Source organism: Photobacterium swingsii, assembly GCF_024346715.1.
GTDB lineage: Bacteria > Pseudomonadota > Gammaproteobacteria > Enterobacterales > Vibrionaceae > Photobacterium > Photobacterium swingsii.
In genome coordinates, this window is record NZ_AP024852.1 from 2,115,063 (window position 1) to 2,136,188 (window position 21,126).

Below are 21,126 nucleotides of genomic sequence, written 5' to 3' on the forward strand. Positions count from 1 at the left end.
TCCTCAATAGCTAAAGAAGTGGTCAATTTTGCCACTTCTTTATCAAACTTATTTCTCATATGTATCATCTTTTTAGCATTCTCACGAATGAGAGTTCTATTTTTAATTTTATTTCAATTAGTTAAATACAAGTTCAATTTTTCCATCAGAATTCGTCAAATAGCCGTCCAATCTTGCAATATGCTTACATTAGATTCATAAAATAATTACAAAAGAGGTTCTAACATGTTTAGAACAGCGCTATTAACAGCATTACCTATTGTGCTATTAGGTTGTGGTGGTTCAGGGGATGGAGACAGTGGTATTGACGCAGTCAGTAACGCTGTTGATGGAATAGCACGCACACGTCAAGCCGATTTGCACTTTATCAATTCGACGAATGAGGCTGTTGACTACCACATCCGTAATACTTTGAGTGAAGGTGATCTTTTTGCCAGCACTAATAAAGCTACGGAGAATATGGATAAAGACGTCACGCCATACATGTACCGTTGGAATGTGAGTGACAACGTAACTATTCAATTGGGTATCCAAGACACTAACACTAAGAGCATTCAAGCCGAAATAGAGAATATGCTCATTCGTGAAAATGCAGATTTATGGGTTGTTGCTTGGTTGGATGATGCGAAAAGTAAACTTTTTAAGCTAAGTACATTAAAACGTTCGCGTTCAGATGTTGCAGGTGAATATCGGGTCCGTGTGTTTAGTCAAAAAGATGCACAAATTATTACCACTTCATCAGTGTCAATCAATGAAGCCAAACAAGGTGTTGTTACCCCTTATATTACAGTCGAAAACTGCAGTGGTGATTTGTATTTTGGCCCTGAAAGTATCGATATATGCCAACTTGAAATTGGAAAGTCTTACCTACTCATTACAGATGGTGAAGAGCTGTTGATGGCAGCAGAAGAGTAAAAACCTTTAAGAATTACAATAATAAAGTAGTAAACCTTTGGGATAATAATAACTAATGCGCTTTTGCAGTAATGCTTTTTGAATACGCAAGGAGAGCCTACGAACATTCGCTGTATTGATTACGCCTATTCTTGATGTGCTTTGCAACTCTGTTGCGCTTGGGGAAAGAATGAATAGTGTTCGATGAATACAGAACTATATAAAGTAGGCAGCGGTGGCAAAAAATAGCCCCGATATCGTAGCAATATCGGGGCTTCTTTTGTTTAAGCTCGACCAGTCACAGCGTCTCTTCTCGGTTACGCTGTTGCCGTTTGTGCTTCATCAGCACGTTTCAAGAATGCGTAAGTTACGCCTGTAACTAAGGTACCAGCAGCAATCGCAACCAAGTACATAAAGACTGGTGTGATTGCATTTGGAATGAATAACACAAATAAGCCGCCATGTGGTGCCATCAGTTTCGCACCAAATAGCATAGACAATGCACCAGTTAATGCACCACCCGCCATACAACTTGGGATTACACGCATTGGATCGCGTGCCGCAAATGGAATCGCACCTTCAGAAATAAAGCATAAGCCCAACACAAACGATGCTTTACCCGCTTCTGACTCGCTATTACTGAATTTACGTTTTGCAAGGAAAGTGGCTAAACCCATACCTAATGCTGGTACCATGCCCGCAGCCATGACTGCAGCCATTGGCGCATAAGTTTGTGATGCAAGTAAGCCAACACCAAAAGTATAAGCCGCTTTGTTTACAGGACCACCAAGGTCGAAACACATCATACAGCCAAGGATAATACCCAATAGTACAGCGTTTGCAGAACCCATGTTATTGAGGAAATCCGTTAAGCCTGTCATCGCAGCAGACACAGGGCCACCAACAACATAAATCATGATCAGACCTGTGATTAAACTCGCGGCAAGCGGAATAATCAAAATAGGTTTAAGCGCTTCCATCGACTGTGGCAGCTTAACATTATCGGCAACCATCTTAGCGCTATAGCCCGCTAAGAAACCCGCAACGATACCACCAAGGAAGCCCGCCCCTGTTGAGCTTGCTAACATACCACCAATTAAACCAGGAGCAAGACCAGGGCGATCAGCAATAGAAAATGCAATAAAGCCCGCCAGGACAGGTACCATCAAAGCAAATGCAGAACCACCACCTATGGTCATTAAAGCTGCGGCTAATGTGCCTTCCTCTTTAAATGCTTCAATGCCGAATACAAATGACAAGGCAATCGACAAGCCACCAGCTACAACAAGCGGTAACATATGAGAGACGCCCGTCATCAAGTGTTTGTATGCACCTGTTTTTTCAGTTGAAGCGCTAGCATTACTTGATGAGCTAGCATCGTGTTGATAGGTCGCTCCTTTCGCAAAGGCATTTTCAAACTCTTGCTTTGTTTTCTTCAGTGCAAGTCCAGTGCTGGTTTTATAAACTTTTTTACCCGAAAAACGCGCCATGTCGATTTCGATATCAGCAGCAATAATTACTAGATCGGCATCGGCAATTTCGTCTTCAGTCAGTTGATTCTTCGCACCAACAGATCCACGGGTTTCAACCTTAATGTGGTGGCCAAGGCGCTGACCTTCTTCTTCAAGCGCTTCAGCCGCCATAAAGGTATGCGCAACACCAGTTGGACAAGCGGTGATTGCCACAATTTTCTTTGCTGTGTTTGATGCGCTTCGGCTTTTTCCAACTTGTGGAATAACAGTCAAGGTTTCAGCTTGGTTAATCGCATTTTCTAAGTATGTTTTTGGCGATGCTAAACAAGCCGCAATATCAGACTGATATACTTTTTTCGATTTAAAACGGCTCAGGTCAATGGCGCGGCTACTGGCAACAATGACATAGTCTGCTGCATCTATTTGGTCAGCCGTTAATGTATCACCACTAACAACACTCGACTGACACTCAATATTGGCCGTCCACTTTAATTCTGCTGCTGCTTTTTCAAGCAAACCTGCAGCGATGACGCTATTTGCAATACCGCTCGGGCAAGCTGTCACTATGGCTACTTTCATTATCAAAACCCTCTGATTCTTTTACTTTTTACGTAATTACATTTACGTTACTGGATAAATATTTGTTGGTGTAAAGCTAACTAACGCCCTACGCGAGCTGTACTTGTTCCATACATTGCTCTACTTGCTCTAGGTTATTAACGCCCACACCCACTTGTGCAACAGCTAACGCCGATAAAGCCGTCGCAAACGTTAATGTTTGTTCTTTATTCCACTGATTTAAATGACCCCAACACATACCAGCAACAAGCGTGTCGCCCGCACCTACTGTGCTCACTACATCCATTTTGGGTGGTCGAGCACTTAGCCAGCCATTTTTATCTAGCCACATAACACCCTGTTCGCCGCGTGACACAACCACATTTCTGATCCCTTGCTGCGATAATTGCTCTGCGACTTCCGTCAGTGATGTCAGTGTTGTTAACGGCTTACCGGCCCAATCGGCAAGTTCGTCATCATTAGGTTTAATCAGCCAAGGGGTTGCTTCAAGCCCTGCCGTTAATGCTGCTTTTGAGCTATCAAACAGCACTTGCTTACCTTGCTCTTGCAACATACTGATCCACTGGGCGCATTTCTCTGGTGAGACACCCTGCGGCAAGCTACCAGCCAGGACAAACACATCATGGGTTTGTGCCAATGTCACCAGTGTTTGCTCGAAACGAGCGATATCAGCTTCAGTTACATTCACGCCAGGAAAATTAAGATCGGTAACTTGTCCAGACTCTTCAACAACTTTCACGTTGATGCGCGTCGCACCCGCTACACGAACAAAAGCATCGTTCAGACCCAGTGATTCAAACAACTGGCAAAACGGTTCTTGATTGTCTGCACCTAATAGGCCTGTCACCGTGACATCTGCGCCAAGTTCCGCCAGCACTTTTGCTACATTCACCCCTTTGCCAGCAGGGTGTAATGACCCTTGCTTAATCAAGTTCACACTACCTGCATTTAAACTCGCAAGTGATCCCGTTAAATCGAGTGCAGGGTTTAAAGTAACAGTGACAACTTTAAGATTAGTGACAGACATTACTTGCCCTCCCCTAAACCATTTGCGATAGCCTCTCCAATGGCAGCAAGTGCAGCATCTGCATCTGCGCCTTGTGCAACAAAATGTAATTTATGGCCATGTTTGACGCCTAACGCTATCACTTTCATTAAACTTTTCGCATTCACCGACTTACCTTCGCCATCGAGATTGGCAACAAGAATATTCGATTCAAACCCTTTTGCTGTGCTTACCAACATAGCGCCAGGGCGTGCATGTAAACCATGAGGGTTGCGGATCTGAAATATCGCTTCTGACCCCTCTAACGTTTCTTCCGTTATCAGTGAAACAACCTTATCGCTATCTGCCGTGAGTAACTTATTCACTTGCTGGTTATAAAGCAGGCTTGTTAAATGTTTTAGATTTTGTACGTGAGCACTGTTACAAGCCGCAACCGCCAGCAATGCATTAACCGGCTGACCATCGTATTCAAACGGCTGTGACGGTTTAACAAAAGACAAGGTCGTACGCGTTACGGCGACATCTGTTTTAGCTAACCATAAACCCTGGCCTAAATACGTTGGATCTGCAGCAACCATGCTTGCAACACCATCTGTACCTAGCGCTTGTTTGTTTTTAATCAATCCCGCTGCGACAGCGGTCAATTGCAATAAATCCGTCGCAGGAAAATCAAGCTGCACTAACTGAGTATCAAAGTCAGCATCGATTTGAGCCTCACCATTCAAAATGGCAATAATCGCTTCGGCGCTCTTACTCTCTTTTAGTTTGAGTTCAACTCCCTCGGCGGAAAGAACCTTAGTCAGTTGTTTTAAGATCCCTAGATGTTCATCAGATTTAGCGGCAATACCAATGGCAAGATAAACAGTCTTTCCATCTCCCCAATTCACACCTTGCGGGAAATGATGAATTTTGACACCCGTTTGATTAACCAATCCTCGTGTGTCTGTCGTACCGTGTGGAATCGCAATACCATTACCTAAAAAGGTAGAGTTTTGAGCTTCACGCGCTAGCATGCCATTCACGTACCCTGTCGCAACAAGTCCACTTTGTTCTAAGGCACTCGCCAATGCCTTAATTGCTTGTTCTTTATTGTCGGCTGATTGCTCTAGCTGAATATCGTTTGTCGAAAGCGATAACATGTGTTCATCCTCTTACGTTTTGGTACTGCACTTAGTGAAAGCCAGTCACTACACGTTGTAATACTGATAATAGCGAAGCGTCTCTCAAACCTTGCATGCTCCAATTTCACCCTCGATTGGAAGTAACGTATCGTCGTTGACACACAAGCTGAAACGATTCAGCAAAATGGTAAATTAAAAGTTTCAGCACAATATGAGAGAACTCTCCGCTTCTGCTGAAACCTTTCAGCTGACATGCTGAATGGATTCAGCTATGATTGCAAACACTAGTAGGGGGATCAGTTACCAAATTTTGATCAACCGCACAATTATTCCTGTTAGAGATAAAAAATGACACTAGATGAAATTGCAAAACTGGCGGGGGTTTCTCGAACTACTGCAAGTTATGTCATAAATGGGAAAGCTAACAAATACCGTATTAGCGAAAAAACTCAGCTAAAAGTCATGGCGGTAGTGAATGAACATAATTTTAGGCCAGATCATGCCGCCACATCTTTACGCGCAGGCAGTAGTCGCTCCTTTGGCTTGATCATTCCAGATCTTGAAAACAGTAGTTATGCCAAATTAGCGAAACTACTCGAACGTGATGCTCGTAAGGCTGGCTATCAGCTCATTATTTCATGCTCTGACGATGACGCGGATACTGAGATGAAAGTTGCGGATACCCTGCTCAGTCGACGCATAGATGCTTTAATTGTGGCAAGTGCCCTATCGCCTGATAACGATTTTTATAAAAAAATCCAACATGGCGGCGTACCTGTCATTGCTATTGACCGTGCCCTTGATGACGAAGTGTTTGCCAGTGTGATCAGCGAAGATCTTGAAGGTGCATACGAATTAACTCAATCCTTGCTGCGCAACCCATTAAGCAGCATTGGTATCATAGGTGCGGTTAAAGACCTTGGCGTTTCTGTTGAGCGTGAGCAAGGGTTCTTTTCTGCGCTTCGAGCAAATGCCAACGAGCTCAAGGTACTAACAGCTTATGGCGATCACTTTAGCCAAGAGGAAGGCTTTAGAATCGTTAAGGACTGGATAGATCAAGACATGATGCCTGATGCTATCTTGGCAACGTCTTACACCCTATTTGAAGGAATCTTAGACGGCTTACTGACACAGCCTGAATTACTCACCAAAACACAACTGGCGACGTTTGGTGATAACCGCTTATTGGATTTTTTACCCAATAAAATTCAATCGCTTCCTCAGCAATTTGAGCTGATTGCTGAAAATGCCTTAGAGCTAGCTCTAAATGCAGTTGCAGGCAGGTACAGAACAGGTGTAGAAGTTGTATCAAGGAAAATAAAGAGACGCTAATGCACAACTTTAGCGATTAACGTCCCCTTTACAGCGAACTATAGGCGTAATAGCTTAAATTACGCCTTATCAGTTCAGTTATGCAAGTTCGGCCAACTTATCGTTCGCTTTAGCGCGTAAAGGCTCTTTCTTCGGAATGCATTAAACGACAAATTTTTTTTAAGCAACATCATTCGAATAGGCACGCATAGAAATTCATAGCTATTTTCAAAAAATGAATCACTTTTGACGTGTAAAATATCATAAATATATTTTCGCGTTAGTTGACAGTAAATATAAACAAAACCTTCATGCAATCTACAATAGAAAGCAATATGATTCAGTATTCAACTGACCTATAGCTCCCTTAATAACATAACAAAAAGTTATCCCTTACCTATATACTGATTATGCTTTAACAGATCGCCTAAACTGTGATGGTGTAAGCTGATAGTGTTTTTTAAAAAGATTTGAAAAATAAGCTAAATTATCGAAACCCGACTTATTTGCTACTTGGGTTATACTCAAATCTGAGTATGTCAGATAATCTCTGGCTTTCTTTAACTTCACATCATTAAGAAGTTTAGAAAAGTCTACATCTTCTTCTTTTAATTTCCGCTGTAACTTCGAATTAGACATATTAAGTAAGCCTGCAAGATCTGCAAGCTTCCACTTACGCGATAGATCTTGGCAAACTTTATCAACGACAAAATCTACCACACGTTTATCACTTAATGTTTGCGTTAGTAAGTGTGGTGCGTAAATTGACATCAACTTATAGATGATTGACTGTGATAGCGACGTCATCACTGTCGATTTATGAGCATCAAGTAAGTGGTTAACAGCAATTAAACTGTCAAACTCTGCATCAAATTCATCACTGTATTGAAAATACATTTGTGACACATTAGAGAATTGCTCATAAACAAGAAAAGGCTTCAAGCCTTGTATGATCTGTAAAAAGTGCTCCTTCTTAAATGACACTACATCCAATTCTGCTCGCTTATTATTTAGCGGTTTTACAGAACAGGCGACACTTGTATGACAAGGGATGTATATTAGTCCTTTGCCATGAATTTCATTAATTACCCCTTTCATCGATACGAAGCCAACCGCATTGTTAATTCTAATTAATTTATAGTCGATGGAGTAAAAATTATTGAGTGTTGAGTTATCACACAGGGAGTGATGCTTCACCTGTATGCTCGGTTTGCTGGCTTCTTTCATTATGTAATGCTTTCCAAGGCGTAATTTTCATTTTTTGTATCACTTCATTGATGCATCTTGGGTAAGAGAAATAATATCCTTGAGCAAATGTTTTCTCTCTACAGATTAGCCGTCGTTGTAACTCAGTTTCTACTCCTTCAAATATGACACCTTTTTTTACATAACTCAGTAATACTGATGTTAGTGAGTTTAACAACGACTCCTCTTGTGTATTAAAGTAAAGGTATGACTTGTCGAGCTTTATAATATCCCATCCTATATATCCTAGTGTTAAGTTAGCAACCTTTGAATGGTGAAGGTAGTCGTCTAACCATAATTGATGGCCCTTAGTTTGCATTTTAGCTAAATTATCTATGATTTTTTTTGATTTTAAATTAACGTTCAAGTCTGTAAATTCAAGTGCAATTTTTTGCGTGCAAGTAGAAAGTAGTTTTTCAACAAAGCAATCATCTTCCATGCAAGACAGGGGTAAATTATAAGAAATAAGGACACGCCGTTTTGTATAAACGGTTTGCTTTAAAGCATTTATTTGTGCAATCACTAAGCTTTTTAATAGCTCTGTGCCTGCTTGTTCAAAGAAATCTTCGTTATTAAGTTGATCACCAGATTGAGAAATGACTTTAGATAAAGCTTCAAACGCAACAACTTCACCACTGGTAGGTATAACAATAGGCTGTAGCAAAAAGGTTAGCTCGGCGAACAAGCTCTGATTAAGCAATGATTCAATTCGAACAGTATTGGGCACTTCTGAAGTAATCACTTTGTGCATGTTTAATACATCTTGTTGTAAATTGTTAAAGCAATTCTATTTAGCCACCTTTAAAAAACCAGTAAAAAAGCCCTTAAGAAAAAACATTGCGGTAATCTCAATAAATTTTATTCATTTGTCATGTTTTTGGCGCATATTTTTTATATTCAACAGTGAATATTATTAATAAGCATCAATTTTATAAAACACAAATGATACTTTACTTCAAAAAAACGATGCAATTTAATGTAACAGCCTAAAAATTAGTCTGCTCAGCCTCAATTTATACTGAGCAGACCTCACCTTTAACCCTTATTCAATAATAAATGTATGAGGTTCACATACAATTTTACGGCAGGCAGCATACGCGTTTCATCAATATCAAAATCACCATTATGGTGACCAGCAGTGAGATCTGAGCCCACAAGACAATAAACAGCTTGACCACCACACTGCTGAACACGATCGACTAGATAGCCTGCATCTTCACTGGCGCCAAAGTCTTTTTTCTTCATTACGGTAGAAAAACCACTTTCGTTGCCAACCTGATAAAGTAAATCCACCAGCGCGCTGTCATTTTTCAAGCCTATCGCTTCACCTTGTGCTTTGATCTCGACATTTACGCCATGCATCATTGCCGATGCATGAGCGATCTGCTCTACCTGCTGATACATATAGGAATTTAATTCACGGTTCTCACCGCGAGTTTCTCCCTTCAAGACGGCTTTTTCAGGAATAACATTGCGCCCCTCACCAGACATCAGCTGCCCTACGTTAACCCGTGTCATGCCATCACGATGGCGTGGTATTGCCAGCATTTGATTCACAGCCGTACAGGCAGCTGCTAACGCATTACGTCCTACATTGGGTTCAATCCCTGCATGGGCTGGTTTGCCAGTAAAATGTAAATCAAACTTCGAGCTACATAAAAAGTGTTGAGGATTACATACCAATGTACCACTGGGTACATTCATGCCTATATGCGCTGCAAACAAGTAATCTACATCATCCAACCAACCACTCTCAGCAATTGCTTTCCCTGCACGACAACCTTCTTCCGCTGGTTGGAAAAGTAATTTAAATTTACCGGTTAAGTGCTCTTTATTTTCCGCCAATACTTCGGCCAACCCAAGCCCAATCGCGACATGTGCATCGTGCCCACATGCATGAGCAACCCCATCCGATAACGATGAAAAGCCTAAAAAATGCGGCCGGTGAGAGTCATCATGGCTCTCCATAACTTCGACAGCATCAATGTCAAAACGAAAGGCGATAACTGGACCAGGCTTCCCCGTATCTAAGATTGCGCCAATGCCCGTCACACCATTCATTAATTCAAGGCTGTGGTTATCTGCTCCCCAGCGTAGCGCGCGCTCTTGAGCCTTTTGAATTTGCTCCTGATCACGCCCCATAATGGCATCGTTATGAATGATTTCATCTGAGTAGGCAAGCTGATACTTAAGATGTGCAAGATGCGCTGCAATGCGGCTGGTCGTAAAAAATTCGCACCATGCAGCTTCTGGATAACGGTGAAGCTCACGGCGATAGTTCATTAAGCGCTGTGATAAAGATTGCTCATCAAATTGAATTGTTGCCACGTTACTATCCTACTGTCCTTATAGGCACATGTGTCTGACTTCAACATTCGAGTAAGACACGCTTGTGTGCTAATACCCTGTTAGTTCCATAAAACCGCGACCATTATGGCTTCCCTTCACAGAGATAGCCCCTTCCCAATATGGGAAACTAAATGGTAGCCATTGTTGTTTTCGTTCGACCCCAACAGATAACTTTATCTCTTGTGATGGAATATCTATCCGCCATTTAAGCGGTAAAACTTTACCATCTATTGTCGAATAGCTTATTGGGGTCAAATAGATTTCTTCACTATTTAAAGGGATTACTCGCCCATCTGGCCAGCTACGTGAGCCAAATGAATACGCTTTTTTATCTTTCGCTCGAATTTGTGCCGCCATTAAGGCACTGCCATCATCCAAATGGATAGAAAACCAGTCCCAGCCCTGCTGCTCGGCTGACAGCATACTGCTGCTCCATTCGCGATCATACCAGCCTTCACCACTTACTTTGAGTGTCTCGCCATCGACGACCAACGTGCCTTGAAGTTGTAAAAAAGGGGCGCTGAAATAATACGATGCTCGATCTTCTGCAGGGTGTTTCTTGCTATATCCTTTGTCACCATGCAGGACAAGCTCACCTTTATTGACAACAGACAACTCGCCAGCCATCGCGCCATCTTCAAAAGTCAGCACTCCAGGGAAAGGGGTATCTCCTGTTGATTGCCACGTCCAATTGTCTAGCCAAATACGGTACGGTGATGCTTGTACCCCTGCTTGGCCAATACCACCGCGCGCAAAACGTTCTGCGTACTTCACGCCATGGCGACCACTGACAACAAGATGCGCCATATAAACCTGTGGGGTTCCCCACCCTTTTTGATCATGACTACCTGTGGCAACACGAAACTGTGTCCACTGCACACCGTACTGTTCACCATTTTCAGCCGTTAAATTTGCAGTTAAATACCACCACTCCGTTTTAAACCGCGGGTGTTCACCGTGATCTTTGGGAAAATGCAGTCGGTTATTCGGTGTCACTTGTTCAAAGTTATCCGTTGGCGTCTGAGTCAGCACCCCAACCGTTGGGGGCTTTACTTCTGGCTTATCGCAACCCACCAGCAGCAGACTGAAACTCAGGATCCATAAGAGAGATTTAAAGGGCATTAGAAAGACTCTCGTAATGATGTAATAGCTGAACGCTTCACTAAACGCCATACAGGCCAAGCACCGGCTGCAAGCAATACCACCAATGCCATACCAAGTGAGAACAAATACTGTGTTGGGAAGAAATACAATTCCATCGTCCACCCAAATGAGTACTTCAATATGACATCAATGAGGAGTTGAGCTAATACTAGCCCCATAGGTAAAGCAATTAACGCTGTCATTAATCCAATGATAAATAACTGGCCACCGCCAAGCAGCGCTAATTCGCGCCCAGTCATTCCCATGCACCGTAATAGCGCAAACTGGCGCTGACGTGAAACTTCACCTGCGACAGTCGCAACAAATAAACCACATACAGAGATAAAGAGCGTGAGCTTGCCTAACGTTGAAGTCACCACAAAAGTGCGATCAAATACCCGCATGGCTTGGTTCATTAGTTCGGCATTATTGCGTATTCTTTCTGGTTGCAGTCTAAATCGCTCACCCATCCGCACCATAAGAGGTTCAGGATCTACCCCTTCAGCAAGATGAATCGCAAAACTAACCGCGCCTTTTTTACTCCACATCTTTTGCCAATAAGACTGCGACAACATTAATTGACCATAAGGGTTGCCGTAATCATAGTAGACCGCACTGATTAGCCAGTTTTTACCAAGTGGTGCGGGTAAATCAACAATTTGCCCAGGCTTCCAATTTTCACGTAACGCCATGGATTCACTGACCATAACAGCGCGTTCTTTATGCGTCGTTGCCCAATATTCAGGCACGGCTACTTTAACGGTAAGCGCTTGTTTTTCACCTTGTGATGCCCCCATGCTACGCAGCTCAACAATGCCTTTATGGGTATCGAGTTCTTTACGCCAACGGCGCCAAACTTGGTCGACTTCAGGTTGTTCTTCAAGCCAAGTCTCAAGCCGTGAAGCCACATTAGGTGGTGGTCGAACATAAATATCAGCAGCTAAGCGCTGTCCTAACCAATTTTCGGTGGTATAACGAAAGCTACCAACCATAGTTTCCATGCCAATATTGGCTGCAAGTGCCAACATGAAAGCCATAGCCGCAACCCCACGGTAACTCAGGCTCGCAGCAGCATCAGAGAAGAACCAACGTAATCTTGCTGCTTTTACCACTTTGGCACTAAGGCGGAAGAGCTGCCATAGAATAAATGGCATCATCAGTCCGCTAGCAATAAGAATGAATGCAATTAAAACAAAACCAGCCGTCTGACCGTGCGGCAGTTGATAAACAGCAAAAGCAGCACCAATAAAGAAACAGGAAATCACCGCCTGCAGACCAAACTCACGGCCGCTGATACGGATCAGCGACATGTGGGTCGCAAGGCGTGATGGCTGAGTATTAATGAGGCGCAAAGCGGGCCAACCACAAGCAAGTACGGATCCGAAAACAGCAATCGCTAAACTGGCTAATCCCCACTGCCAATGCCACTCAACGGCAAGGGAAACATTGGCACCGTACAAATCACTTAAGGTAGCAGCGACAGAAGGCAACAATTGTTGCGCCAATAATAGGCCCAGCGCATTACCCCCCAATAGGCCTAAGACAACCCATAGCATAATTTCAACAATGAGTGCGCGGGCAAGTTGAAAACCGGAAACCCCCATTTGCCTTAACACACCCACTAAAGGCTGGCGTTGCGATAAAGACAAAGACATTGCTTGATAGAAAATAAATAAACCAACAACAAAGGACAGCATCCCCATCGCTAATAAATTCATGTGGAACGCGTTGGTCAGAGGCTCAAGTGTCGCACTTTGATTTTTTTCCAACGTAACGCCTGATGGCAGAGCATGTTCTAAATCGTCTTGGCGTTGAGCAGAAAGGTCACGGCAAATTACAGCGGTAAAACCTGAGCTCTTGTTAAGCTGACGCAGTAACGCCATATCGGCAATCATTCGCGGACCACCAATACGCTCATCTTCAACCAGCATTAATGGCCCAATCTCATCACCATTATCAAGCGTGATCATCGCACCGTCTTCAACACCGATATAGCGGGCTAATTGATCACCAATTAAAATAGGGTACGGTGGGCTAATAAGATCAAATAGCTGTGATTGCGCTGGACCTGTTTGCTTCAGGGTTGAATACATCGCAATTGGATCAACCCCTAGCAATTCAAAGTCACGTTGCTGATTGGTCGTAATACGATATTCATCGATCGGTACACACTCTTTAAAGCCTGCACGACGTAAATCAATATATAACCCTTGTGGAACTTTCATTCCCGATTGCAATGAACGAATACGAAAAGGAAAAGGGTTATCGAAAAGTTGCTCACCTTGGCGGTAACTTTCACGGGCTTGCTGGTTAATTGCCATCACACCAATGAGCAATGCAATACCAAGTGTGAGTCCTAGCCAGACAAGTAAAATTTGGAACGGATGGCGACGGTAGTGCCCCCAGAGCGCCTTAGCGACTGGATTGGACATGCAGTTGCCCTCCTTGTAGACGAATGCAGCCCTGCATATGTGAGGCCACTTGCTCACTATGTGTGACCAGTAATAGCGTGCAATCAAGTTTACTCGCTAAGTTAGTTAATAACCGAATAACGGCACTGGCATTACGCTCATCTAAACTGCCGGTCGGTTCATCGGCTAATAAAATATCCGGTTCCATATACAAGGCACGCGCAATAGCGGCACGCTGCTGTTGGCCACCCGACATTTCTTCAGGGTAACGATCAAGTAAAGGACGGAGATCGAGTGCAGATACGATTTGACGCCAAAGAGCCTGATCATCATCAAGCCCTTTCAATTGTCGGCAGAAGCGGATGTTATCTTCAGTGGACAAGGTTGGCAGTAAATTAAATTGCTGAAAGACAAGACCGATATTATTACGACGAAAGGCAGTACGTTCGCGCTCTGAAATAGCATGTAATGCCGTATCACCAAGCCATACTTCACCACTATCAACAGAATCGAGGCCAGCAATTAGGTTCAGTAAAGTACTTTTACCTGAACCGCTCTCCCCCATTAAAGCCAGTTGGTCACCCTGCTTTAAAGATAACTCAGCCCCTTGAAGGACGGAGTGATACTCGTTGCCATCTTTGTACCCTTTACAGAGTCCTGCAAGCCGTAACATCTATGTCCTCGAAATTTAAACGCCAGTAAAACACCCAATGAAAGTCGAGATGCATTACCCACTTCAACAAAATATTGTCAATATATGTAGACAGTGAATTTACCGTAAACCTAGACATCGAGGAAGCACTTTGAGGGTTTGGTCGCGATTAAAAGGAAAGGTTTTACAAACCGCCTACAAAAAAACCATCAGCCTTACAGCCCACTAACATATTAGGGCATATTGGCATTTTTTGCCTCAGCCCTGATGGTCTTAGCACCGTTTAAGCAACGAGGTTATTCATCCAAGCTTTAGATCGCACGCGGAAAATACAACCAACCCACTTCACCAACTCTTCAATTACTAGTGCCGCATAAATCCACTCTAATGGTAATTTAAACACCAATGCCATCATGGCTGTCACAGGTATTCCTATTAACCATTGTGCGGCAATATCTTGATAAAAACAGAAACGAATATCACCACCAGCACGTAACACACCAACAATCATGGTCATAGGTATGCTTCGTATAATAACCATTACGGCTAAAATTGAGAAAAAGTTCTCTGTCAGTGCTCGTGTATCCGGTGACAGTGCTGAAAATAGGTCTAATACCGTATTCTTAGTCAATAGCATGACAACCGCGATCACGACACCACACGCGACGTTGAAGATAGACACCGCCCACGCCTGTTGGTATGCCTCGTCCATTTTGTTCGCACCTAGCTGATTCCCGATCATCACAGCGGCAGCATTGGATACACCAATCAACATCGCGAGGGCAAATGACTCGATCGGTGTTATCACCGACAAAGCCGCGAGGCCCTGTACACTCACTTGACCAATAATAGCGTGATAAACAAAAATCCCCATAGACCAAGCGAGATGGTTAAAGGTTGTTGGTAATGACAACGTCAGGAAGCGTTTAACTAACGGCCATTGGCACGCCTCTTTCAATAATGAAAGATCAAAAGCCAACAAATGTTTCTTACCATACAAATACGTAAACAGCAGGCCGACTTCGACCAAGCCACTGATCAAGGTCGCCCATGCAGCGCCTGCAATGCCCATCGCAGGGAAGCCCCAGTGACCAAAAATCAGCACCCAGTTTAAAAGCATATTCAAACCAATACCGATGGCACTGAAAAAGGTACTCACTCCAGGCTGGTGCATTGCACGTAAGCCAACCGCCATGCTGCTGCCCCAAGCAACGGCAAATAAACTACCAGAGGTGATTGCCAAATATTCAGCGCCTAAGTGAATCACCTCGGGTGAGTCTGTCGCTAAGCCAACGACAAATTCAGGTGCAAATAAGAAAAGTCCACCACTGATGCTGGCTGTGATTGTTGTCATAACAACAGTAAGTGCTGTACTTTTCTGTACACCAGAGTGATTGCCCGCTCCCCAGTACTGCGCTGTTAATAATGCGCCACCTGTTGTGACACCAAATAACATGATAGTCGCAACAAAAAGTGCTTTACCCGCGATACCAATAGCAGCAACTTCTAGCTCACCTAGTTGGCCTAACATTAAAATATCGACCAAACTACGGCTTGAAAACAACATAGTTTGTAACGCAATTGGTAGAGCAATAAGCAGCAAGCGGCGAAGAAAGTCACCACGTAGCTGCTGAATAACCAGATGACGCATTAGCCGCCTCACACACAGTATGAATTGTTGATAAATTAAGGAGGAACCCTTAAGGAAAGACAGGGCGAATTTTATCCACTACAGTTGTAATAACAACCACTTTTGAAACCTTTCATAATATATAATTCATCAAGTGGTTAATAAATTTGAATGTCTATGGATAGCATTCAATCAAGACCTTATTTTTGGCTTTTTTAGCCCAAGCATGGAGCATGATGTAATGATAAAAACCGTTCTTGTTGTAGGTGCTTCGGGTTACATCGGGAGTCACCTTGTACCCGAATTAGCCAATAGCGGCTATCAGGTAAAAGCTACAGGGCGAAGCTTACCACTCATGCAAAAACGCGGTTGGGGTAATATTCAAAACATCGAACTTATCGAACTTGATCTAAGCCTTAAAACCGACCTCAGCCCCATACTAGATAATGTAGATGCTGTGTTTTTTTTAGTTCACGGCATGGCACATGGCCACGACTTTATCGAATATGAACTCGATGTGGCGCGTCACTTCAGCCAAGCATTGAAACAAAGCCAAGTACAGCGCGTTATCTATCTTGGCGCCTTACAGCCCGATAAGGGGCAATCCAAGCATCTTGCTGCACGTAAAGCGACAGGGGAGATTTTACGAGAGTCCGGCAAAATCATCACCGAACTCCGCTCTGGGATTATTATTGGTCCGGGTTCTGCTGCGTTTGAGGTCATGCGTGATTTTGTTTATCACTTACCCATCATGCTAACTCCGAAATGGGTACGTTCGCGCAACTCGCCGATAGCACTAAGAAATTTACTGTATTACTTAACTGAATTACTCCATTTCATGCCTAGCCGTCATCAGATACTGGATGTTTCAGGTCCTGAACCTCTTACCTATTCACAGCAAATGAAACAACTTGGCAAGCTCATGGGCAAGAATATTCACATAGTGCCACTGCCATTTTTATCCCCACAATTAGCCGCGCAATGGCTCCGCGTTATTACCTCTGTTCCTACCGATATCGCTAAAGCCTTAATCGGTGGCTTACAGCATGATCTAACGGCTCACGGTGAAGCAATACAAGCCTTAATTCCACAATATTTATTAACTTACGATGAAGCTGTTGAAGAAGCATTAGCTCATGAAGAAGAAGTCGTGCGTAGTGAGATCTGGGGCTTTGATCCCGATGCCCTTGCTCGCTGGAATAAGGGCTTTGGCTATTACCCCAAACATGCCGGCTATACATTAGAAACGGATGCTAGTTCAGAGGACCTGTGGCAAGCCGTTAAACAGTTAGGTGGGGAACAAGGTTACTTCTATGCTAATGGCCTATGGCGAATTAGAGAATGGCTAGATGCACTTGTAGGGGGCGATGCATTGAAGCGAACCGCTCGGATAGAGGGCAAGCTTAACTTAGGTGATTACATTGATTCTTGGAAAGTTATTCAAATCCGCAAGAACCACTTTCTATCCCTACTCTTTGGCATGAAAGCGCCTGGATTAGGGCGACTTGAGTTTACCATTGAAGATCATGGTGATCATCGCACGATCGATATTCGTGCTTGGTGGCACCCTGCAGGTTTTATGGGGTTACTCTACTGGTTTGCCATGATGCCAGCACACCTTTTTATATTTAGGGGAATGACCTTCGCGCTGGTTAAAGCCTGTAAAGCAAAGGCTAAAGACGGTAAAACAATAACGCAGTAACATGCACAGTATGCAGGTTCACCGCTAGTCAATAGTAAATAACAAGCAACAAAAAAGCGGGTCAACAAACCCGCTTTCTTAATACACTATTATCACCCGTTATTGCTGACGTGTTGGTAGCTCTGGTAAGTGGTTACCATTGTTGTCTGGGTGGATAATGTACTCACCGTGGTACTTCACTATGGATTTATAGTCAGTCACTTTATAGAGTAACAAACCATTGGCAAAAGCTGCATCAATCAAGGCTTGTGTATTACCGCGAATAAAAATAGATAGCGGTTTGACTAAGCCTTTCTTATTTTGTCCTTCAACCACATCAAAAGCTTCATCTAACTTCTTACAACACACCACTAATGATGCTTGTCCATCTGTGTGGTGCTTCACCTTACGGTTAATTTCATACTCAGTCGTGACTTGCCAATCTTGTTGCTCAAGTTGCTGACAAAAAGCCTGAAAATTAGCGTCTGTGATGGTATGCGCAACGTGCTGATCATCCATGATTCCCGCATAAGTCTCTGCAAGATTTTCAAACAACAAACGTAGCTGTGCATGCTGACCCATACTGCGTGCTTGTTGCTGCCATTGCATCAAGGTTTTTGCCATACAGTGCTCATAGCGGTGCTGTTTAATGGCTTTTGTTACCCAAGCACTGATGTAGTGCGCTTCGCTAACAGGGTTTACAGGTGTTTTACCTGCATCTTGAGAGGCTTGCAATTCAGCTAAGCCCTCTGTCACTAACTTGTATAATTCTTGATAAAACAGCGTCATTTTCTTCACTTACGCATCACGAGATAAAAAGATGTAAAAACCTGCAGATAATACTGCACAAGCCGCCATGCTCAATGCCATCGGCCACACTGTTGCATCTGGCATTAATGCGACTGCGCCACCAACAAGTGTACCTGTACCAAAGCGCATTGTACCTGCTAAAGAGGAAGCCGTACCCGCCATGTGGGGGTATTTAGAAAGCAGGCAAGCCATGGTGTTACTACCAATAATAGAGATAGTACCAACAAAAAGCATGACAGGCACAACAACACCCCACAAGCCCAAACCAAACAACTGCCCAATAATTAAGCCAAAACCTGCTACTAACTGAACAATCAAGCCAAAGCGCAGCATCCAGTGTGAGCCTTTTTGCTTAACCATTCGCCCGTTTATGCTGGTCATTAAGATCAAGCAAACAACGTTGAGGCCAAATAAATAGCCAAAGTTTTGAGTACTTACATGATATAGGTCGATATAGACAAACGAACCAACCGTTAAGAACGTGAACATGCCTGCAAACGAAAAACCACTACAAAAAATAAGCCCGACAGCCGTTTTATTTGTTAGTAATCGAGCATAATTACGTAATGTTGACCCGATATTAAACGGTAATCGTTTTTCCTTTGGTAACGTTTCTGGAATTTTAGAAACCACGGCAAGCAATACAATGACAGCGAAAATAGCCAACACCCAGAAAATAGCACGCCAGCCAAACCAAACGGCAATATGCCCCCCAATCATAGGGGCAGCTAGAGGCGCGACTGTCATCACCAAGGTAATAAAAGACATAGTGCGAGCAAACTCTTCACGCTCGAACATATCGCGAACAAGCGCTTGTACAATCACAGCAGCAGATGCGCCCGCAAAACCTTGCGCGGCGCGAATCCATGTTAACTCAACAATATTCTGACTTAAGGCGCTAAAAACCGCAGCAATACCAAATAAAATAGTACCAATAATAATGATCGGCTTCCGACCATAGCTATCGGCTAAAGGACCATGCAATAACTGACCAATAGCAAAGCCTGCGGTATATGCCGTTAATGTACTTTGCACAAGGCTAGGTGATACAACCAAATCGCGGGCAATAGTTGGCATGGCAGGAAGATACATATCTATCGCCAATGGCGTTAGAGCAGAAATTGCCCCTAAGATAAGTATCAGCATAAAGCTAAGCTTTTGAGTTTCTTCTTTGGTCATACAGTCTCTTTTAATGCAGAAATATCAGCGAACCCCCTATTGTACGACAGATTTTCAGGATTACTCTTTCTTTATAAGAAAGGATACGTTTCTTATTGCGTGCTGAGTAAAAAAAAGCCCCTACCCATCAAAATGAGTAAGGGCTTAAATAAAAGCGCAAGTATCACACCAAACTAGCGAAACATTTATTTATTAAATGAAGCCACTTCTTCTGGTGTTAGCTTACGGTATTCGCCAGGTTCAAGATCTTCATCTAACTCAACAGCACCAATGCGATCTCGGTGCAGAGCTTCTACTTTATTACCAATCGCCGCAAACATACGTTTAACTTGGTGATACTTACCTTCCGTGATAGTAATGAATGCTTCACGTTCACCAACAATCTCCAGCTTAGCTGGACGTGTTAGATCTTTTTCACCACGTAATTCTACACCGTTTGCAAATAGTTCAATGGCAGACTCATCCAGCGGATCAGCCACTTCAACATAGTATGTTTTTTCACACACACGGCGCGGGGACGTAATACGATGCGACCATTGGCCATCATCAGTCAACAATACAAGACCTGTGGTATCACCGTCTAAGCGACCAGCAACATGCAGTTTCTCAGGGCTTACAATATCTAACAGTACGAACACAGTTGGGTTGTGATCATCAACATGTGAACACACAAAACCTTCTGGTTTATTTAGCATGTAGTACTGAGGACCAGTTAATGCCAATGAGCGACCATTAAACTCTACATCGCAATCGTCGGTAATTTGCATTGAAGCACTTTTCACGACACTGCCGTTCACTTCAATCATTTTATCTCTAAGTAGCTTACCGGCTTCTCGACGAGTGATGCCTAATGTCGTACCAAGAAATTTATCCAGCCTCATTGGTGGCTCCGCGTATTACAAAAATGGGCTGCCATTATAGAAAGCTGGACTATAACTTGCATTAAAAAATTATCGATATTGGCATCTGTTTCAGTGTGAACTCACTCGATATACGCTAAGTTTGATATAAGCAAGAATGTTCTTAGCTTTGATATACACATCAAAAAATAGAACATTCCTGACATTTGTTGGTCATAAAAGAGTAACCTTTAAACTAATAAATCGCGTATAACTACAAGCAGAACGCCTAACAATGAAGGTCAGACTATGAACATCTCTCTTGTTGCGCCAAACACGTCATCTATTGATAAGCTACTGAATTTAGTAGAAGAACTGTTTGATTATGAAGCTTTACCTCAAAAAGTAGAGCAAACTCAACAAGCTATACAGCAGCTAATTACCACACCTGAACTCGGTCAAGCTTGGTTTATTGAAGCCGACGAAGCTGGTGAAAAAATGCTGGTCGGTCATATCATTATTAGTTACAGCTTTAGCCTAGAGCATGGCGGACGAGTTGGCTTAATCGATCAGTTTTATTTGAAGCCAGAATGGCGTCAGCAAGGAATTGGTACACAGTTACTTCCTCAAATAGAGCAACACCTTTCACAAACTGGTGTAAAAGCCCTATCGTTAGAAGTAAATATCGGCAACGCTGGTGCACGTACCTTCTATGAAAAGCAAGGATTTATCCCGCGTCGTCAATTTTGCATGATGACAAAGTCAATCAAGCAAGAAGAAGTATCTTTGCATATTGCATCGTAA

General features: G+C 43.2%; 17 protein-coding genes. 4 read left to right on the forward strand and 13 right to left on the reverse strand.

Translation table 11 applies throughout. The annotated features are described in order from the left end of the window. Nucleotides 1-225: 225 nt before the first annotated feature. Entirely contained in the window at nucleotides 226-915 is a 690-nt protein-coding gene (locus tag OCU77_RS09860; RefSeq protein ID WP_048898555.1) for a hypothetical protein, read from the forward strand. A 296-nt stretch (nucleotides 916-1,211) separates the two neighbouring features. On the opposite strand, the gene fruA is transcribed toward OCU77_RS09860, so the two are convergent. From fruA to fruB, 3 genes are all read right to left on the reverse strand, one after another. After that, the gene (gene fruA, locus OCU77_RS09865; protein ID WP_048898554.1) at nucleotides 1,212-2,945 is read right to left on the reverse strand and encodes a PTS fructose transporter subunit IIBC; all 1,734 of its coding nucleotides are present in this window, start codon (nucleotides 2,943-2,945) and stop codon (nucleotides 1,212-1,214) included. An 88-nt stretch (nucleotides 2,946-3,033) separates the two neighbouring features. Then, entirely contained in the window at nucleotides 3,034-3,972 is a 939-nt protein-coding gene (gene pfkB, locus OCU77_RS09870) for a 1-phosphofructokinase (protein WP_048898553.1), read from the reverse strand. After that, nucleotides 3,972-5,090, reverse strand: a complete 1,119-nt coding sequence (gene fruB, locus OCU77_RS09875; protein ID WP_048898552.1) for a fused PTS fructose transporter subunit IIA/HPr protein — start codon at nucleotides 5,088-5,090, stop codon at nucleotides 3,972-3,974. The genes pfkB and fruB overlap by 1 nt, the downstream gene beginning before the upstream one ends. A gap of 330 nt (nucleotides 5,091-5,420) precedes the next feature. Here fruB and cra point away from each other — a divergent pair, with 330 nt between their 5' ends. Further along, nucleotides 5,421-6,404, forward strand: coding sequence for a catabolite repressor/activator (gene cra / locus OCU77_RS09880; protein WP_107302469.1), 984 nt, complete (start codon nucleotides 5,421-5,423; stop codon nucleotides 6,402-6,404). Between the two features lie 387 nt (nucleotides 6,405-6,791). Here the strand turns inward: cra and OCU77_RS09885 are convergent, their stop codons facing one another. The 7 genes from OCU77_RS09885 to OCU77_RS09915 form a co-directional block, all read right to left on the reverse strand. Continuing rightward, entirely contained in the window at nucleotides 6,792-7,610 is an 819-nt protein-coding gene (locus tag OCU77_RS09885; protein ID WP_084711773.1) for a helix-turn-helix transcriptional regulator, read from the reverse strand. Further along, entirely contained in the window at nucleotides 7,558-8,379 is an 822-nt protein-coding gene (locus OCU77_RS09890) for an EAL domain-containing protein (RefSeq protein ID WP_048898550.1), read from the reverse strand. Before OCU77_RS09890 ends, OCU77_RS09885 begins: the two co-directional genes overlap by 53 nt. Nucleotides 8,380-8,663: 284 nt before the next feature. After that, nucleotides 8,664-9,956: an amidohydrolase gene (locus OCU77_RS09895; RefSeq protein ID WP_239685941.1), complete on the reverse strand. Its 1,293-nt coding sequence runs from the start codon at nucleotides 9,954-9,956 to the stop codon at nucleotides 8,664-8,666. 69 nt (nucleotides 9,957-10,025) lie between these two features. Further along, complete coding sequence (locus OCU77_RS09900; RefSeq protein WP_048898549.1) at nucleotides 10,026-11,099, reverse strand: lipocalin-like domain-containing protein; 1,074 nt, start codon at nucleotides 11,097-11,099, stop codon at nucleotides 10,026-10,028. After that, entirely contained in the window at nucleotides 11,099-13,552 is a 2,454-nt protein-coding gene (locus tag OCU77_RS09905; RefSeq protein ID WP_107302470.1) for an ABC transporter permease, read from the reverse strand. Before OCU77_RS09905 ends, OCU77_RS09900 begins: the two co-directional genes overlap by 1 nt. Beyond that, on the reverse strand, nucleotides 13,533-14,204 hold the full coding sequence (locus tag OCU77_RS09910) for an ABC transporter ATP-binding protein (protein ID WP_048898548.1): 672 nt from the start codon (nucleotides 14,202-14,204) through the stop codon (nucleotides 13,533-13,535). The genes OCU77_RS09905 and OCU77_RS09910 overlap by 20 nt, the downstream gene beginning before the upstream one ends. 262 nt (nucleotides 14,205-14,466) lie before the next feature. Continuing rightward, entirely contained in the window at nucleotides 14,467-15,834 is a 1,368-nt protein-coding gene (locus OCU77_RS09915) for an MATE family efflux transporter (RefSeq protein WP_048898547.1), read from the reverse strand. A 220-nt stretch (nucleotides 15,835-16,054) separates the two neighbouring features. Between OCU77_RS09915 and OCU77_RS09920 the strand changes: the two genes are divergently transcribed. Further along, nucleotides 16,055-17,515: a DUF2867 domain-containing protein gene (locus OCU77_RS09920; protein ID WP_107302471.1), complete on the forward strand. Its 1,461-nt coding sequence runs from the start codon at nucleotides 16,055-16,057 to the stop codon at nucleotides 17,513-17,515. Between the two features lie 99 nt (nucleotides 17,516-17,614). Here OCU77_RS09920 and OCU77_RS09925 read toward each other — a convergent pair whose 3' ends face one another. The 3 genes from OCU77_RS09925 to rsuA form a co-directional block, all read right to left on the reverse strand. Next, nucleotides 17,615-18,283 carry a DUF2913 family protein gene (locus OCU77_RS09925; protein ID WP_048898546.1) on the reverse strand — a complete coding sequence of 223 codons (669 nt, stop codon included), beginning with the start codon at nucleotides 18,281-18,283 and terminating at the stop codon, nucleotides 17,615-17,617. 9 nt (nucleotides 18,284-18,292) lie between these two features. Further along, nucleotides 18,293-19,483 carry a Bcr/CflA family multidrug efflux MFS transporter gene (locus OCU77_RS09930; RefSeq protein ID WP_048898545.1) on the reverse strand — a complete coding sequence of 397 codons (1,191 nt, stop codon included), beginning with the start codon at nucleotides 19,481-19,483 and terminating at the stop codon, nucleotides 18,293-18,295. Between the two features lie 185 nt (nucleotides 19,484-19,668). Continuing rightward, on the reverse strand, nucleotides 19,669-20,364 hold the full coding sequence (gene rsuA / locus OCU77_RS09935) for a 16S rRNA pseudouridine(516) synthase RsuA (protein ID WP_107302472.1): 696 nt from the start codon (nucleotides 20,362-20,364) through the stop codon (nucleotides 19,669-19,671). 267 nt (nucleotides 20,365-20,631) lie between these two features. Here rsuA and OCU77_RS09940 point away from each other — a divergent pair, with 267 nt between their 5' ends. Then, complete coding sequence (locus OCU77_RS09940) at nucleotides 20,632-21,126, forward strand: GNAT family N-acetyltransferase (protein ID WP_048898544.1); 495 nt, start codon at nucleotides 20,632-20,634, stop codon at nucleotides 21,124-21,126.

Coding starts and splice junctions, on each gene's coding strand:
- rsuA (WP_107302472.1), bottom strand. CDS start 20,364: ATGAGGCTGGATAAATTTCTTGGTACGACATTAGGCATCACTCGTCGA.
- cra (WP_107302469.1), top strand. CDS start 5,421: ATGACACTAGATGAAATTGCAAAACTGGCGGGGGTTTCTCGAACTACT.
- pfkB (WP_048898553.1), bottom strand. CDS start 3,972: ATGTCTGTCACTAATCTTAAAGTTGTCACTGTTACTTTAAACCCTGCA.
- OCU77_RS09890 (WP_048898550.1), bottom strand. CDS start 8,379: ATGCACAAAGTGATTACTTCAGAAGTGCCCAATACTGTTCGAATTGAA.
- OCU77_RS09900 (WP_048898549.1), bottom strand. CDS start 11,099: ATGCCCTTTAAATCTCTCTTATGGATCCTGAGTTTCAGTCTGCTGCTG.
- fruB (WP_048898552.1), bottom strand. CDS start 5,090: ATGTTATCGCTTTCGACAAACGATATTCAGCTAGAGCAATCAGCCGAC.
- OCU77_RS09940 (WP_048898544.1), top strand. CDS start 20,632: ATGAACATCTCTCTTGTTGCGCCAAACACGTCATCTATTGATAAGCTA.
- OCU77_RS09885 (WP_084711773.1), bottom strand. CDS start 7,610: ATGAAAGAAGCCAGCAAACCGAGCATACAGGTGAAGCATCACTCCCTG.
- OCU77_RS09925 (WP_048898546.1), bottom strand. CDS start 18,283: ATGACGCTGTTTTATCAAGAATTATACAAGTTAGTGACAGAGGGCTTA.
- OCU77_RS09920 (WP_107302471.1), top strand. CDS start 16,055: ATGATAAAAACCGTTCTTGTTGTAGGTGCTTCGGGTTACATCGGGAGT.
- fruA (WP_048898554.1), bottom strand. CDS start 2,945: ATGAAAGTAGCCATAGTGACAGCTTGCCCGAGCGGTATTGCAAATAGC.
- OCU77_RS09930 (WP_048898545.1), bottom strand. CDS start 19,483: ATGACCAAAGAAGAAACTCAAAAGCTTAGCTTTATGCTGATACTTATC.
- OCU77_RS09910 (WP_048898548.1), bottom strand. CDS start 14,204: ATGTTACGGCTTGCAGGACTCTGTAAAGGGTACAAAGATGGCAACGAG.
- OCU77_RS09860 (WP_048898555.1), top strand. CDS start 226: ATGTTTAGAACAGCGCTATTAACAGCATTACCTATTGTGCTATTAGGT.
- OCU77_RS09905 (WP_107302470.1), bottom strand. CDS start 13,552: ATGTCCAATCCAGTCGCTAAGGCGCTCTGGGGGCACTACCGTCGCCAT.
- OCU77_RS09915 (WP_048898547.1), bottom strand. CDS start 15,834: ATGCGTCATCTGGTTATTCAGCAGCTACGTGGTGACTTTCTTCGCCGC.